This window comes from Vibrio navarrensis (assembly GCF_000764325.1).
Classification (GTDB): Bacteria; Pseudomonadota; Gammaproteobacteria; order Enterobacterales; family Vibrionaceae; genus Vibrio; species Vibrio navarrensis.
In genome coordinates this window covers 1,516,350-1,532,007 of record NZ_JMCG01000001.1, presented here as the reverse complement: position 1 = coordinate 1,532,007, position 15,658 = coordinate 1,516,350, and the positions used below count along the sequence as shown (strand labels likewise).

The window sequence follows — 15,658 nt, the reverse complement described above, 5'->3', positions numbered from 1 at the left end:
TAAATTATCTTGTTATTCCAAGCGCTTGACTTTCTGTACTTAGAGAGGAAATTCACGCATTGGCAGCCGCAGAAAATTCTGCTCTAATGCCCGATATCCTATTCAAGCCCCTATTTTATGGATTACATTTCTCTTTCTCGCATCAGTTTGAAGCATTTAACGGTTTTGCATGTGCTGCTCACCACCACCAGCGTGACCTGCACTGCGCAACAATTGTGTGTTACCCCTTCGTGCGTCAGCAAAATCCTCGCTCAGCTTCGCGCGTTACTCAAAGATGAACTTTTCTATCGAGAAGGCACACAGCTGATTGCCACGCCTTATGCGCTAAGTATCGCTCCTGTAGTGCATGGCATTTTAGCCAGCATGAATGGCGTGATTCACCAAGGAACTTTTCAGCCCGAAAGTTACAGCGGCGCCTTTTCACTGGCGATGCGTGAGAGCACTTTCGAAGTATTTGCGCCGCTGTTTAGCGAGATCCTAAGCCAAACTCCGCAAGTGAATATGAGTATCTACGCCAAAGAGCAACACGGTTTTGATTCTTTGCTGCGTGGCCAAGTGGATTTTCTTTTGCTGCCGCATGACATCAGCCAGCCACCAACGATGAATAAAGAACTGGTTTGGCAGGCAATTTTAGACGATGAAATGGTTTGCTTGATGAACTCTGCCCACCCGCTGGTTGGAGAAAATTTGACTATCGGCAGTTACCTAGCCTGCCAACATATTGGTATTCATGAGAAAGAGTTGGCAATTCCCTACTTTGAACACATTTTGACTCAATGCCATCAGCCGCGTGATATCGTCATTTCACTCGCTGACTTCGGCGCGGCAGCGGTCATGTGCCATCACTCTCCGCTGCTGTTTACCTGCTCAAAACGCTGGGCAGAAACCGCTTTGCAGGCAAAAGGGTTAGTGCAAAAAGCCTTGCCGTTTGACTATGGCCAAGTGGCTTACAGTTTGGTGTACAACAAGCAGAGCCTTAATGATCCGGCGTTGGTGTGGCTTAAGCAGCGATTAACGGAGATGGTCTAGCACCGTTTTCGACGGCAAGATAATCGGATGAGCGATGTGCTGACGAAGACGCGCGGCAAAGCGTTCTATCTCTGCGTAATCGCATTTTGCCCAAGCTCGCGCTTCGCCTTTCACCCCGTGAGTTTGAAAGGCATTGAGGCGGATCTGCACATTGCTAGGCAAGGTCTGTAGCAATTCGCACAAAGCGGTTAGCTCACTGTCTAAATCGCTTTTGCCCGGGATGTGCAGCAAACGAAGTTCATGTAGCATGTTCAGTTCAACAAGATGCGTTATCGACTGTATGACTCTATGATTGTTGCGCCCTGTTAACCATTGATGAGTTTCCGATTGCCAAGCTTTTAGGTCAATCATCACACCATCGGTGTAAGGGGCTAACTTTTCCCAGCCATGAGTTGTTAGTGAACCATTACTGTCGATAAAACAGCTTAAATGAGCCAGTGCCCTGTCCGTTTTAATCGCTTGGAACAGCGCTAAAACAAACGGAAGCTGTAAGGTTGCCTCGCCACCGGATACGGTCACACCACTGATAAACAGATGTTGCTGCCGAATCCTCTCCAGCACTTGCGCGACGCTCCACTCTTTGATTTTTGGATTGGAGTGAAAAGAGCAAACGTCGGTACAGGTGTCGCAGTGAATGCATACCTCTTCTCGCCAAACAACTTGGTTGTTGGCATCTTGGGTCAAGGCCCCTGTTGGACAATGCTCAACACACTCACCGCAATGATGACAGTGGTTGATTGTGTGAGGATTGTGGCAACTCTTGCAATGGAAATTACACCCTTGCAAGAAGATCACTAGGCGGTTTCCCGGCCCATCAACACAGGAGAAAGGTAAGATACGACTCACTTTCCCCTTCTTGTTGAACTGAACAGCTGACATGAGTTATTCAGTGTTGCGCGTCGTAAAGTGGCGTCGTTTCCATGCTGACGACACGCGCTTTTCTTTGTAATACCTCAGTGTTGCTTGCCGCTTCGGCACCTAAAAAGGTGGTATTGCTGCGTGAACCCTGTTGGGCATAGCGGGCAATATCTGATAGGCGCACCATATAACCAGTGATTCTCACCAGATCGTTACCTGCCACGTTGGCGGTAAACTCGCGATAACCCGCCGCCAGCGCCCCTTTGCACAGATTAAACATTGCTTCAGGATTATTTTTCACCGTCTCATCAATGGTGAGAATGTCGCTAACGCCCGCAGTATAAAAAGCGTGATGCGCTGCATTGGCCAAAACATAACTGACCGGATCGGGCTCGTGACCATAAGCAATACGTACGCCCGGCGTCACGCCACGGTCTAAACTGATGCCGCCTTGTGCGTGCAGCAACGCTTTCCCCGCCAAACCATATTTGACCTCGCGACTCTCGACCAGCTGCGCTAAGCGCTGAGAAATGGCCAGGCCAAGTGCGTTCGCCTCTTCGCTATGACCATATTTTTGCTCGCGGCCTTGTTTATTGAGCAGAAGTTCTACCGCTTCCGCCATACCATAAATGCCGAACATCGGGGCAAACTTGGCTTCATCAATCAGTGCTTCTTTCACCAAGAAACTATCAAAAAAGCCCGATTGCTCATGCAGATACGAGGATCGCGCATCCATAAGCTCAAACATCAACTCTGCAAACTGGGGCAGTTGTTGAGAGAAGAAATCCTCTGGATCCTCAGAGCGCTGCGCCACCTCTTTCAGATTGAGACGAACCAAGGTGTTCGCTCCACCCGCCAAAGGCAGCGAGTTGTAGCAGCTGACGATGCCAAATTGCCTGTCGCCGTATGCCGCCGCGTGCAAAGGATAGTTGGCGATGTGCGGTTTGCTGCATTGGCAAATGTTGTCCGTTGCCTGTCGCAGCAGATCGTCTGGCGTGACAGCCGGATCGTACAGGAAGGTCAAATTGGGCGCGATCTGCTTAAGTTCGGCGTCCACCTGTAAAATCGTCCGGCAGAGAATGTTGTCTGTTGGTCCTACATTGACATGCATAAACGCATCCGGCAGGGTGCGATCGAGCATAATCCAAAATAATTTTATTTTTTTATACAGCTGAGCTTCACTGAGGTCACCAAGGTAAGGCAGTAGTAATTCATCCAATTGGCCAAGATAAACCGGAATATTGGTCACAGAAGGGACATGATGATACAAGATGGTCAGCATATTGAGTGCATCATCAAAGTCTTGCGCGGGGTCAAGCTCAAGATATTCACTGCCTTGACGCAAAAAGCGAGCGTAGTCGGGCAAAACGTAGCGAGGCTTGAACGGCGCATGCCCTTCAAACATGTCACAAACGACCCCTTGCGCCATCGCCTCTTGTAGCGCGGGCGAAATTGACACGTACTCCAGCATCGCTTCAGCTTCTAAGGCAAGAAACTGATTTTTCTGTTTTACCGACAATTTGGCATCATTGACTATAGTCCGTAGACGCTGGCGCAGACTCGCTTCACTGTGGCTCATAACGGCTTATCCTGTTTATTTTTCAGTAGATTAGCTTTTATTAATAATTTCCACTATTGAAAAACAAACAAAGAGATATTTCCGTTTTGGAAACCTCTCTTGGTTTAGAATGGTTGCTGTGGTCTATCACCAACGACGGCAAGTGAAGCTATTTAACTGGCAACTTGATTTCTTGAGTCACCACAAAATTTCTCCATTGCCTCTTGCTCGGGCAGCGGCTTATAGAAGTAATAGCCTTGAATCTCGTCAATGTTCCACGTTTTCAGTTTGCGCAGCTGGCTGGCCGTCTCTACGCCTTCTGCCACCGTAGTCAAACCGAGCTCTTTGGCCATCCCTGCAATGCTACGGATCAGCGTTCTGGCCCGATCGTTGTTTTCCAACTGGTCGATGTAAGATTTGTCTAACTTCACTATGTCCAGCGGAAAAGAACATAAGGTACTAAACGAAGAGTAACCTGTGCCAAAATCATCCAATGCCAATTGGACTCCCAAAGATTTAATCTCTGTCATTCTATCCAACGTTTCGGATTCAATACCAAGCAGGGTGCTTTCGGTAATTTCGACCACTAACAGCCCTGGGGCGATGTCAAACTCCGCCATAACTTGGCGCAGATAAGCAGGTAACCTCGCATGATAAAAGTGAATTGCACTGAGGTTGACATGTACGGAAAGCGGTAACAGGCCAGCTTCCTCACGCTGACGATTGAGGGTAGAAAGGAAGCGACATGCTTGGCGCACTATAGACTCCCCCAGCTCAACAATCAGTTGGTTTTGCTCTGCTAAGTGGATAAAGATCTCTGGCGAGACGAAACCCAGCTCAGGGTGAATCCAGCGGGCTAACGCTTCGAACCCACCAACTTTGCCACTTTCAGTGTCAACAATAGGCTGGTAGTAGGCGATGATCGCATTTTCTCGCACCGCAGTAACAATATCTCGACTGATCATCAGCGCGTGTTGCGCCTTGTCCGCCGTCGCTTTGGTAATTTGAATCACCTCAGTGACGCGATCATGGTGATAGGTTTGGATGGTATAGGCCGCTGCTTGGAGCAGATAGCCTAATGGCTGATCGCTAAGAGAGGGATCGATGACGGCCACTTTGCTGTTTAAATCAAGTTCAATTCCTGAGACTTCACGGGTTTTGGCCAGAATATCCATGAATCGATTGGCGCCCATTAGCGCCTCATCATACTGTTTCCCCTCAGGGATAATGGCAATGAACTCAAATTCGCTGATGCGACCGACTTCAAAGCCTTTCAGGGCACGACCAAACACAGAGGCGACGAGCTTAACCGCATCATCGAAAACCAAATGCCCGTACACTTCTGAAATCTGTTTGAGTTTTTCAATCGAAATGTACAAAAACGAAAAACGCGTAGGCTCGGTTTCAATCAGTTTATCCAGCGTGGCCAAAATTGCTGGGCGGTTGTACAAACCTGAAAGTGGATCACGTCCAACCAGATCCTTAATCATTCGCTCTTGCTTTTTCTGCTCACTTAAATCACTGAGCGAAATCATCAAGGCTTGTTGATTCTCGTGATGAATTGGCGTCAACTCGACCAAGCATTCGATTTCTCGCTCGCCTTTGGCTTGCATCAAGGCTTCAAAACGGGTCTTGCCATTCTCTGCCGCATGCTTAATCTTCTCCTCACTACATCCTTGCTGATCTTCTGCGCAAATACACCTTAACTCTTGGTTAAGCAGATCCTGCTTGTTGTAGCCGAGCAACTGGGCTGCCGCTTGGTTTACATCGATGATTTCACCGTCCACCACCAACAGCATGCCTATTGAACGATTTTGATACAGGGCATCCAACTTCTGTAATGTGTCATTCAGCTTGCCTTCGGCCAGCGAGGTATTCTCGGCCAATACTTCCACCAGCTGAGTTATTCTCTCTAGCTCGTCACTGCGGCGGCTCGATAGGTCCTCCAACTGATATTTTGAGAACAGTTGCATGACCGTCTGTTCAAAATCAGCAAAACGGGTCGAAATACGATTGTTGAACAGGAAGAAGGTAGCTACAGCGATAAGTCCTGTCACCGACGAAACAACCACAATCAAGTAGACAAACAGATCACTGCCTTTCTGGTAATACACTCTCGGTTGCTGAGTTTTTAGATAGGCAATCTTGTGATTGGCCAAATCCGTCACTGGAGTCCAAGCCGTTAAATACAGGGCGTTTTTTTGCAACCACTTATCCGCGCCAGTCGCGTGAGCTTCGCTGGGAATAGCATATCCCGGCATCACCACGTCTAGCCCATTTTCAGACGATAAGATGTCGGCAAAACCACCAGGGAAACGACTTGAAAGATCTTGCCCCCAGATCAGCCAGCCAGCGACCGCCGAGGATCCTTCGCTATTACGCACCGGAGTTAATGATAGAAGCCAAATTCTGCCAGCGATACGCTCCAGCCCCGCAAGGCTTTTTTGTTTCCCATCGAGTTGGCGGCGCATTTCCCGCAAATGGCTTTGAACGCTTTGATTTTGTACAACTTGCTTTGCCAGCTCTGGCGAGATTACCGCAGAATCATCCCGCACAAGTGATTCAAATAGCTCTCCTTGCACGGTGACAAAGGCCATCAAATCAAGCCCAAGCGTATCAAGCGTATCCTGAAACAGGTTACGTTCGCGATATTCTTCGATATTACGTTCAGTAAAAAGTTGATAGGTATCATCCCAATAGGCCCAATCGTAGGAGCGCTCTTCTAACTGCCGAGTCATCATTTGGATAACGGAAAACGCTTGTTTGTTGGCGCGTTCCAGCTCTAAATCTTCAAGTTCATTGATGCTGTATAGAAAAAAATAACGCGTAATCAACAAGGTACTGAGAATTACCCCAACTAACCCCAAACAAAAGTAAAGAGCGGTGCGACGGCGCAGCGTTAAGTGAAACAAACGAAATCGAGGCATACAAACTCATTGTCATTTAATATGATTCTGTGGTGAGTGTAGGCCAAACATTTCGCGTATGATTTGACCCATATTCAACTATTTAATTAATTGATCCCACTTAAGTTTTGTTACTTGCATAAGAAATCAGTCATAAAAGGGCTTTGCGTCCACTTCTAGCGAAGCAGGAGCCACTGCCCTTTCAATCTTGAGTGTACTGTTTTTAAGATCCACCATTGCAACATCAACATAACGTTTGTATTTGCGCGAGTAGAAACATTTCACTTCAGGTTTAAGTGGCTGAGTCGCATTAGAACCCCAAACAATACCAACACGACCATCACTTAGCTCCACAATCGAGCCAACCGGATAGACACCGATACAGTTAATGAATTTGTATACAAGGTCAGCATCGAGATGAAATGGCGTCAAACTGAGAATGATCTTAAATGCCTCCGCCGAGCTCATGCCTTGCTTGTAGCAGCGATCCGCAGTGAGCGCATCATAGATATCAACAATACAACTCATTCGACCATGCAACGGAATATCATCGCCTTTTAACCCTTTCGGATAGCCTTTACCGTCCAGTTTCTCATGATGCATCAAACAGACATCGCGGCTGATATCGCTCAGCCCCTCAACGTGCACAATGATCTCTTCCGCAAACACCTGATGCAATTTCATGTGCTCGAACTCTTCTGGCGTCAATTTTCCGGGCTTGTGTAAAATGGCATCATCGACTTTAATTTTGCCGATATCGTGAATAATTCCGCCAATCGCCATCTGTTTGAGGGTGTCACGCTCAAGGCCCAAATGCTTGCCAAAGGTAACCAGAAGGCAAGCGACATTGACCGAGTGTTCAAGTAAATAGGTATCTTTTTGCCGCAGCGCTGAAACGCAGTGCAACGCGTCAGAATCAACCAAAGCCGATTCGATCATCTCCTCTGCCCAATCGTCAATCTCATCGACCAGAATTACTTTGCCTTCGAAAGTCTGATTCAGCAGTTTTTGCGCTAGGCTTTTTGCCTCAGCAATCAGCTTTTTGGCTTTCTTCTGTCTTGCATCTCGTCCATGGCGAGTTCGAACGGGAATCGGTGTGGCAGGCTCTTGTTTGGGCAGTTCTTCACGGCTTTCAACGGATGGTGTGATGACACAATTACGCGCCGATAAGCTTTTATCAACCCAGACAAACTTAACGCCACTTTCAAACAAACGGCTAATCGCCGTTTGCGACTGCACCCGCCCAGGATGAGCTAAATTCACTTTTTCACTGTTTTGAATCGCGGTAACAAACATCCCAATACTCAAATTGGCGATATCGATTTTGACTGAATTTTCAGGATTGTACTGCATAGTTGAGGCGATTCTCGCTACTGTCTAACTCACACTTCTGCTGCCAAAAAACAAGCGAACGTTAAGGAGGCAAAATAGAATAGTCGTTGCCAGTTCTGGGTTGTTTATTTTGAGCTTACAAATAAACAAGAGTTTTGCAACCTCAGCGAGAAGAGATTTTGAAGTGGAGATAATCAACTAATTGAAAAGGGTAAATAGCCGCAACGCCAATTTAAGAAAAGCCAATAACCATAAATAAAATAGTGCAATTTATCGTGGTTTTACCTCATGTTTTTTTGCTTTTTCGCATGACGAACAGTATTCAGGCTGTTAGCTTGGTAAAAATACCAATTCGAGAACCTTTCATGCTTGTCAAAGTTTTTAGCATCCTCTTTCCCGTATTCGCCTTAGCTGGCGTTGGGTTCGCCGTTGGTCGTTTTTTAAAACCCGATTTTAAGCCGATCAACCGCATTAACATGGATGTTTTCCTGCCCGCTTTGGTGTTCTCGTCATTGGCGACCATGCCGCTGGATGCAAACCAGCTACCACTGATTTATGCGTCCGTTATCGCCGTCTTGGTTCCAGGCTTGGTGATGATACCTGTGTGCCGCTTTTACCACTTACCTTTTAAAACCTGGGCACCACCGCATATGTTTCGTAACAGCGGCAACTTGGCCATTCCACTGTTTAGCTATACTTTCGGCGCGGCGGCTCAATCCAGTGCCGTGTTGCTATTCGTGATGTCGGCGTGCATCCACATTAGCCTTGGACTAGCACTCTTGAGTAAAGGCAATTCACTGCTGCACATTTTCCGAATGCCGGTATTTATCGCCGCTTTTGCTGCGGTCACTTGTAACCTGAGCGGTGTTATCGTCTGGCAACCATTGTTAGAAGCTTCCGCCTTACTCGGGCAAGCGGCCGTTCCGGTGATGCTGCTGTCACTCGGTGCACAAATGGTCAATCTGAAGCTGGACGGGCTCAAAGTCGGCGTTATCTCCACATTGCAGTCTTTGCTCACTGGCCTCATCGCTTTCTTGCTTATCTACTATTTTGTTCCGCTACCAGCCCTGCAAATGATGGTTCTATTTACTATGCTGCCTGCAGCAGTAATGAACTACTTATTTGCAGAGCGGTTTCATATTGAGCCCGATAAAGTGGCTTCCATTGTGTTGTTTGGTAACTTTTTCAGTCTGTTTAGTTTGCCTGCACTGCTGTGGTTTGCACTGACAATTTAAAATTTAGTGGGTACTTTTCAATTATATTGATAATAAAGTCAGAGAGAACCTGCCACCGATTTAAATTGGCCGTACATTCGTTATTAATCGCTAACACTATTTGAATAGGTGAAATACTCTATTTATAATCGTCCACTTGATGGCTCTTTCATCACCTCGTGCACATTGACACAATTTATAAAAAATTCACTAGTAGTCAGAGCGAGTTTAGTGTAATTAAATCAAGATGAAACGTGATTGAATGCCTTTTACTGTCCTAACGAGAGATCAGACTGAGCAGTACTCAAATTATGGATATAACACCGACCTCAGACAAAATCGGCGACGATTTTGATCACATTCTTGAACGACGCTTTATGCATATTTTTGATGTATTTAGTGAAGGTCTGTTCCATATGGACGAACAAGGCGTGATGGTGTTTTACAATCATCAATTTTATGAGCAGTTCGGGATCAACACTGGCGTGATTGAACTCGAGGCTTGGCTCGAGATTGTTCACCCCTTAGACAGAGCACGTCTCTCATCCAAAGTGGATGAGCATCTAGAATCGGTCGATTCACGTGTAACGACGGAATATCGCGTGCGCAAACCTAATGGTCAATACGTTTGGATTGAAGGCACAGCGGTGACTCGCCACTCCGAGCATGGCAGTTTTATGGTTGGTAGCCACAAAGACATATCAGAGCGCAAGTTGATGGAAAGTTACATCCATCAAGTGGCCTTTCACGATAATGCTTCGGGCATGGCCAATCGCAGTCGATTGCTGCTGGACATTGACGAATTTTCTCGGGCAACCACTCTTCCCTATTCGTTGATCTACATACAAATTGAAGAGATCAAATCGTACTTAAGTCACTACGGTACCGAAATTCTCAATCACGTGGTGCACAGTATGCTCACAGCGGTGAGTCATCTTCCCGGACAAGTCAGCAAGCTTTATCGGGTCAGCGATGATGACTTTGCCATCATGATTGAGGGCAATTTTACCGATCGCCAGCTCACCAACATCTGCGAGAAGATCAAAGCGCGTTATCACGATGCGGTGATGGAACAAGGGCAATTGCTTGGTTGTGGCATCAGTATGGGAATTTATCCCAAATTAAACGCCGTGTTCAGCGCCGAAGAGATCCTGCGCAAAGCCACCCGCACCAGCCAGTTTGCCAGCAAGAAAAAAGCCAATCGCATTGCGGTCTACAGCGCAACCACCCAACAAGTGGTGGATCGCTTTTTCTATATAGAGCAAGGCCTTAAAGAGGCGATTGAGTCGCAATCCTTGACGGTAAAATTCCAGCCGATTATCTGTGCCAATAGTTTAGAAGTCGCCAGTTTTGAAAGTTTGGTTCGCTGGCGCAGCGAAGAGTTTGGCGAAATATATCCAGACGAGTTTATTCCGGTTGCGGAAAACAAGGGGCTCATCGTCGACCTTGGCTATTTTGTCTTGCGCAAAGCGTGTAAATTCATTCGCGATTATAATCAACGCCATCAGCGCAATACTCGGGTTAACGTCAACGTTTCCGTGCTGCAACTGCTTAACAGTAATTTTCCGAGCCGGGTGCACGAGATTGTCAGCGAATATCAAATCGCGCCTAAAAACTTAGTCATCGAACTGACTGAAACGCTGATCCTCGATAACAATCTCTTGGCGATTGAACAGTTAAAACAGCTGGCGGAGCTAGGGTTTAATCTCTCACTCGACGATTTTGGTTCTGGGTACAGCTCGCTCAACACCTTCTTTGACTTGCCAATGAGCCAAATCAAAATCGACAAGTCAATGGCATGGCGAACGGTCACCAACAGTGATTCAAAACAGTACTTGGCCTTTTTAATCAAACTTTGCCAGAAAAACAAAATCGATGTAGTGATTGAAGGGATCGAAACCCCCGAAATGTACAAAGTATTTCGTAAAATGGGCGCAACCTATCTGCAAGGGTATTGGTTCTCGAAACCTCTATCGATTGCCTCAGCCAGCCGCTACACGCTCGCCCCGATGTCTGACAGTTAAGGCGTTATGCCTGAACTGACTCGACGCTGGACACAGAGTTCCGTAACCGATAACCAGCAAGTGAACTCAGTCTAATTTTTCCTTCCTGTCATAAAAACTTAATTCAAAGTGTCTGGATGGCGTTTTTTTCGGCAGATACTATGCCTGTGTTGTGGTTGGTGCACAGGCATTATGATTCTCTATTACTCAGGGCTATCCCCCTCAAAGGCGACGATTGAACTACGAAGTTTGTTACTGATGATCGTGGTGATATTTCTCTTTAACACGCCAATGAACTACATCAAACGAGAGAAACTGCAGAGCCTGTCGAGCCAGCTTGGTGAAACCGCTGAAACATTAATCTTACGTAAGCAGTTGGTATCCAGTTACCTTTCGCTTCGCTATAGCGAAGTGGTAAAGCAATATACAACCTATCCCCATCTGTTTGATGACTTGGCTCAGCACCTACTCAGTGAACAAGATCTAGTGGTCGATATGCAAGTGGTGAGCAAAATCCCAGAGCCAAACTATCGCTATTACGATCGTATTCTTGCTTACAATCGCTTCTATACCAGCAACCTCAATCAGTCCCAGGTGCAGACTTTACTCGAAGCAGAACAAGGCCATTTTCTCGAATTTGCCCCCATCTACGCCGACGGTGTTCTGCAGGGCTATCTCGTTCTGACTGTCAATCTCAATCTATTGGCCAGTGTCGATCAAAAAGACATGCTACTGCTTGGCTTGGATGGCTTTGTCTATTCCAGTTCCTATTTGGGCATTCCCACCTACAGCTATTTGGAGGATGCCCACCCGCTTTTGCTGCAAGAGCTCAATCGCACTCGCAAACATTCCGGTGCGGTGGAGTATGACGACTTTACTGTGGTCTATCAAAATATCGGTGTATTAAATGGTAAGGAAAACTTGCTGCTGAAAGTCGTTCGTAATGAGGATCTGCTCCCCAAATATTTCTATCTGTTTTTGCTGCTCATCACCTTAACACTTGGCGTGTCTTACTACTTGTATCGGCTACGCAAAGACAAATCAGAACTAAAAAAGATCACCTACTTAGACGCTCTGTCAGGGCTGCACAATCGTCACTATCTGCTAGAAATAGAAAAGAAAATCACGCCAAGCAGCCGCTACTTTGTTGGCATGTTGGATATTGACCACTTTAAGTTGATTAATGATCGCTACGGGCATGACATCGGCGATCAGGTGATACGTCGCGTCGCCAACGTGATCAAAAGCCGCATCCGAGTAAGCGACTATGCATTTCGCATTGGCGGAGAGGAGTTTCTCCTGCTGATTCAGACCAATACAGCGGAAGATGCGCGGGTTGTCTTAGAACGTATTCGCACCGATATTGCACAAGCCAACCAAGCACCAAATGTTACCATTTCCGGAGGGTTCTGCTTGCTAAACGGCTCACTGGAAGAATCATTGCGCTTGGCCGACAGTAAGCTTTATGAAGCGAAACACGCCGGGCGCAATAATATTCAACCAGCGACCTAATTCATTGGTGCAAGCGCTGTAACACCACCGCTTGATCGAGCTCCTCCTGCCAAGCGCTGTAATCCAAACCTTGGTCAAAAATAAACTCGGTGACTAACGTGCGCACACAGTTGACCAAATCCGCTTTTTGCCATGGCTTTTCAAAGTAGCGCACTATCCCGGCGGAATTGATCGCTGCAATGGTGTCGCTGTGAGTTGCTTGCCCGGTGAGCAATATTTTTTTTGTCTGCCGAAAGCGCGCATCACTGTGCATTTCCCGTAGCAGTTCTACGCCTGTCATGCCGGGCATCACGTGATCAGAAATCACCACAGCAACAAACTCGCCATCGGCATCCAACTCGTCAATCAGCTCCAACGCTTCACTTCCCGATTCACACTCTTCAATATTCAGCCAAGACGACAGCGTTTCTAGATCTTGCGAGACGGCATTTAATACCTCACGCTGATCATCCACGCAAATGAGATTCAGTTTCTCCATGATTTCCCTCCACTGGCAGTTTCACTCTGAAAATGGTCGCTTCTTGGTTGCTTTTCACCGCAATCGACCCACCTAACCCAGTCACAATTCGCCGCACAATCGCCAGCCCTAGGCCCAAACCAAACGACAGCCCACCTTTCTTCGTGGTGAAATTCGGCTGAAAAATTTTGCGTCGAGTCGCTTCATCCAACTCAGGGCCGTTGTTTGCAATCGTCACCAAAATCTTATTGCCATCCTGGCGAACACGGATGTCAAGCGCAGGCTCTGGCGTCATCGCCATAGCGTCACAGGCATTTTTGATGATGTTGACCCACACTTGCACCAATTCTGTATCGGAGGCCCAAATTGTGTCGACATTAGATGGGCGCAGACGAACGTCTACTCGACGTAACTCACTTTGCAACAGCGCCAATGCCTGGTTAACTGTATCATTCACATTCACTTTGGTGATGCGATCGGCATCAGTACGGCCAAGCTGTTTCACCGATTTAACAATCGCCACCGCATGACGCGAAGCCAAACGCAGATCATGCAAATCACAGCCAATACTCCAGTAACGGATGGCCTCATCGGGGTTGTTTAACCAATGGGCGTTCAGCATGCCATAAGGCAGCGCTTTGGCGAGCGCCTTAGCCTGATTACGCTCAATCGAGTACTTTTGCTCTAACAATTTCGCGCAGTTTCTCGCCTCACTGGTGGGGACACTTTGTCCCTGTAATAAGCCGAAATCAAAAAACTGACTCGCCTCGGGATGCTGCTCTTGCAGTAATTGCATGATGATACTTTCAAGGCGCTGCGACTTACTGCTAACTACGCCAATCGCGTTGTTAAGCTCATGAGCAAGGCCAGCCGCCAACTGGCCTAAGGTGGTCATTTGCTCTGCCATATGCAGCCGCTGCAAGGCTTTCTCTTTAGCCACTGCTTCTTGTGTCAATCGTCTTTGTCTGCGTGACAACTCGTTGACAATCACAGGCATAAATTGGCTGGTTAACGGGCCATGCTGCTCGCTGTCGATGGCCGTGGTGCACCGGTCAATCCACGCCAAGGTCGCGTCTGTCTTTGCGATCACCGTTGAGGAAGCCGTCCACGTCCCTGAGAAAAAACTGTGCACGCCAATAAACGCTCCGGGCGAGGCTGAGAATATCCTCGTCTGTTTATTTTCACCTGGATCGATGTAAAACCCTTCCAGCTCACCGGATTGCACCAGATAAAGTCGATCATTGTGGCCATTTTGCATAATGAGCACCGACCCAGCCCCCACAGTGACCTGACGTAGCGGATCGGTGAAATAGCGTTCTACTAAGGCTTCAAGCTTTGTCATGTACATCGCTTAACCAATGTGCCCTACTGCGTGGAGTACCCACACCATGATAAAACTGAGCAATACCCCCACCACTCCGAGCACCACGCCAACTTTAGCCATTTGATTACTCTGCACATTGCCTGTCGCATGTGCCAGCGCGTTTGGTGGTGTACTGATTGGCAAAGACATTCCCAGAGATGCCGCGAAAGTCACTACCAGAATTAGAGTCACTTCGCCGCCGAGTTCATTGAGTGACGCCATCGACGTGCCAAGCGCCGCCATAATCGGCATCAGTAAGTTAGCCGTGGCGGTGTGCGACATAAAGTTCGCCATTGCAAGACAAAGGAACGCCGCACCAAACAGCACCACCAAGGGTGAGAACAGGTCAAACGGAATGCTCTGCACCACCAGCGCAGCAAGGCCAGTTTTGTCCAATGCGAGGCCAAGCGCGATACCACCCGAGACCAACCAGAGCACATCCCAAGAGATCTTTTTCAGATCTTCTTTATTGATAATGCCCGTGATAGAGAAAATAGCGACAGGGATAAGCGCGACTGTGTATGAGTTCATCCCATGCGCAGAACCCATTAGCCAGAGCAAAATGGTTAGGCCAAAAGTCACGTAAACCACAATCGCTTTCGGCGTTTTCAGAAACTTACCTTTGATCGATAACTCGATTTTTGGCATTTCAGCTGGGAAGAGTCGGCTGATCAAAAGCCAAGCTAACGCCATCATAATCACCACAAAGGGAACGCCAAACATCATCCACTCCCCAAAAGTGATGAGGTTGTCACCAACCAAGTATTTCAAGGCGATGGCGTTAGGTGGCGTACCAATCGGGGTACCGATGCCACCGATGTTGGCGGCGACCGGAATGCACAGCGCAAACGCAACCCGACCCGGATCTTTCGGCCCAAACACGGCGATGACCGGCGTTAAGATGGAGAGCATCATGGCCGTTGTGGCGGTGTTTGACATAAACATCGAGAAAATGGCGGTGATCAGCATGAGCCCTAGCATCACAAACTTAGGATCTTGACCAAAAGGCTTGAGCAGTACCCTTGCTAGGTTGACATCCAAACGGTACTTAGTTGCCGCCATCGCTAGGAAAAAGCCGCCTAAAAACAGCATGATGATCGGGCTGGCAAAGGTCGCCATGATTTCGTTGTAGGAGAGTAGCTTGCCGAACTGCGCGCTCCCTTCACCAGCACGAAACAGGTACAAGCCTTTGTTCGAGACCAGCAACAGTTCTAATACGATGATCACAACCGAGGTGGCATAAATAGGGATCGGCTCAAACACCCAACATAGAGCCGCTAACAGGAAGATGGCAATGACGCGCTGTTGCACTAACGTCATGCCTTCAAAGGGGAAAGCGGAGAGTGGCAAAAGCAAAATAATCGCCGGAATGAGGATCGGAATAATGTACTTAAGATATTGACGCATAAACAACTTCTCTTCCTGA

General features: G+C 47.6%; 11 protein-coding genes. 4 read left to right on the top strand and 7 right to left on the bottom strand.

Annotation, left to right across the window (positions count from 1 at the left end):
• Positions 1-117: 117 nt before the first annotated feature.
• Positions 118-1,029 carry a LysR family transcriptional regulator gene (locus EA26_RS06875; protein ID WP_039426035.1) on the top strand — a complete coding sequence of 304 codons (912 nt, stop codon included), beginning with the start codon at positions 118-120 and terminating at the stop codon, positions 1,027-1,029.
• On the opposite strand, the gene EA26_RS06870 is transcribed toward EA26_RS06875, so the two are convergent.
• The 4 genes from EA26_RS06870 to EA26_RS06855 all read right to left on the bottom strand — a co-directional run bounded on the left by EA26_RS06870 (position 1,012) and on the right by EA26_RS06855 (position 7,704).
• On the bottom strand, positions 1,012-1,908 hold the full coding sequence (locus EA26_RS06870; protein WP_039426032.1) for a YjjW family glycine radical enzyme activase: 897 nt from the start codon (positions 1,906-1,908) through the stop codon (positions 1,012-1,014). The two genes, EA26_RS06875 and EA26_RS06870, sit on opposite strands and share 18 nt — an antisense overlap.
• A 7-nt stretch (positions 1,909-1,915) precedes the next feature.
• Complete coding sequence (locus EA26_RS06865) at positions 1,916-3,466, bottom strand: YjjI family glycine radical enzyme (protein WP_039426030.1); 1,551 nt, start codon at positions 3,464-3,466, stop codon at positions 1,916-1,918.
• 152 nt (positions 3,467-3,618) lie between these two features.
• Positions 3,619-6,372, bottom strand: a complete 2,754-nt coding sequence (locus EA26_RS06860; RefSeq protein WP_039426029.1) for an EAL domain-containing protein — start codon at positions 6,370-6,372, stop codon at positions 3,619-3,621.
• A 126-nt stretch (positions 6,373-6,498) separates the two neighbouring features.
• Positions 6,499-7,704 (bottom strand): cyclic di-GMP phosphodiesterase, encoded by a 1,206-nt coding sequence (locus EA26_RS06855; RefSeq protein WP_039426026.1) that lies wholly within the window; start codon positions 7,702-7,704, stop codon positions 6,499-6,501.
• A gap of 344 nt (positions 7,705-8,048) precedes the next feature.
• Between EA26_RS06855 and EA26_RS06850 the strand changes: the two genes are divergently transcribed.
• From EA26_RS06850 to EA26_RS06840, 3 genes are all read left to right on the top strand, one after another.
• Positions 8,049-8,918 (top strand): AEC family transporter, encoded by an 870-nt coding sequence (locus EA26_RS06850; RefSeq protein ID WP_039426024.1) that lies wholly within the window; start codon positions 8,049-8,051, stop codon positions 8,916-8,918.
• Between the two features lie 290 nt (positions 8,919-9,208).
• On the top strand, positions 9,209-10,921 hold the full coding sequence (locus EA26_RS06845; RefSeq protein WP_039426021.1) for a putative bifunctional diguanylate cyclase/phosphodiesterase: 1,713 nt from the start codon (positions 9,209-9,211) through the stop codon (positions 10,919-10,921).
• Between the two features lie 171 nt (positions 10,922-11,092).
• Positions 11,093-12,412 (top strand): GGDEF domain-containing protein, encoded by a 1,320-nt coding sequence (locus EA26_RS06840; protein ID WP_039426018.1) that lies wholly within the window; start codon positions 11,093-11,095, stop codon positions 12,410-12,412.
• A 1-nt stretch (position 12,413) separates the two neighbouring features.
• Here the strand turns inward: EA26_RS06840 and EA26_RS06835 are convergent, their stop codons facing one another.
• Genes EA26_RS06835 through EA26_RS06825 form a run of 3 tightly spaced genes read right to left on the bottom strand, consistent with a single transcriptional unit; the run spans position 12,414 to position 15,639 of the window.
• Positions 12,414-12,890 (bottom strand): response regulator, encoded by a 477-nt coding sequence (locus tag EA26_RS06835; RefSeq protein WP_039426015.1) that lies wholly within the window; start codon positions 12,888-12,890, stop codon positions 12,414-12,416.
• A complete protein-coding gene (locus EA26_RS06830; RefSeq protein ID WP_039426012.1) occupies positions 12,859-14,217 on the bottom strand; it encodes an ATP-binding protein in 1,359 nt (452 codons plus the stop codon). The genes EA26_RS06835 and EA26_RS06830 overlap by 32 nt, the downstream gene beginning before the upstream one ends.
• 3 nt (positions 14,218-14,220) lie before the next feature.
• Positions 14,221-15,639, bottom strand: coding sequence for an SLC13 family permease (locus EA26_RS06825; RefSeq protein WP_039426009.1), 1,419 nt, complete (start codon positions 15,637-15,639; stop codon positions 14,221-14,223).
• Positions 15,640-15,658 lie beyond the last annotated feature (19 nt).

Coding starts and splice junctions, on each gene's coding strand:
- EA26_RS06875 (WP_039426035.1), top strand. CDS start 118: ATGGATTACATTTCTCTTTCTCGCATCAGTTTGAAGCATTTAACGGTT.
- EA26_RS06870 (WP_039426032.1), bottom strand. CDS start 1,908: ATGTCAGCTGTTCAGTTCAACAAGAAGGGGAAAGTGAGTCGTATCTTA.
- EA26_RS06865 (WP_039426030.1), bottom strand. CDS start 3,466: ATGAGCCACAGTGAAGCGAGTCTGCGCCAGCGTCTACGGACTATAGTC.
- EA26_RS06860 (WP_039426029.1), bottom strand. CDS start 6,372: ATGCCTCGATTTCGTTTGTTTCACTTAACGCTGCGCCGTCGCACCGCT.
- EA26_RS06855 (WP_039426026.1), bottom strand. CDS start 7,704: ATGCAGTACAATCCTGAAAATTCAGTCAAAATCGATATCGCCAATTTG.
- EA26_RS06850 (WP_039426024.1), top strand. CDS start 8,049: ATGCTTGTCAAAGTTTTTAGCATCCTCTTTCCCGTATTCGCCTTAGCT.
- EA26_RS06845 (WP_039426021.1), top strand. CDS start 9,209: ATGGATATAACACCGACCTCAGACAAAATCGGCGACGATTTTGATCAC.
- EA26_RS06840 (WP_039426018.1), top strand. CDS start 11,093: ATGATTCTCTATTACTCAGGGCTATCCCCCTCAAAGGCGACGATTGAA.
- EA26_RS06835 (WP_039426015.1), bottom strand. CDS start 12,890: ATGGAGAAACTGAATCTCATTTGCGTGGATGATCAGCGTGAGGTATTA.
- EA26_RS06830 (WP_039426012.1), bottom strand. CDS start 14,217: ATGTACATGACAAAGCTTGAAGCCTTAGTAGAACGCTATTTCACCGAT.
- EA26_RS06825 (WP_039426009.1), bottom strand. CDS start 15,639: ATGCGTCAATATCTTAAGTACATTATTCCGATCCTCATTCCGGCGATT.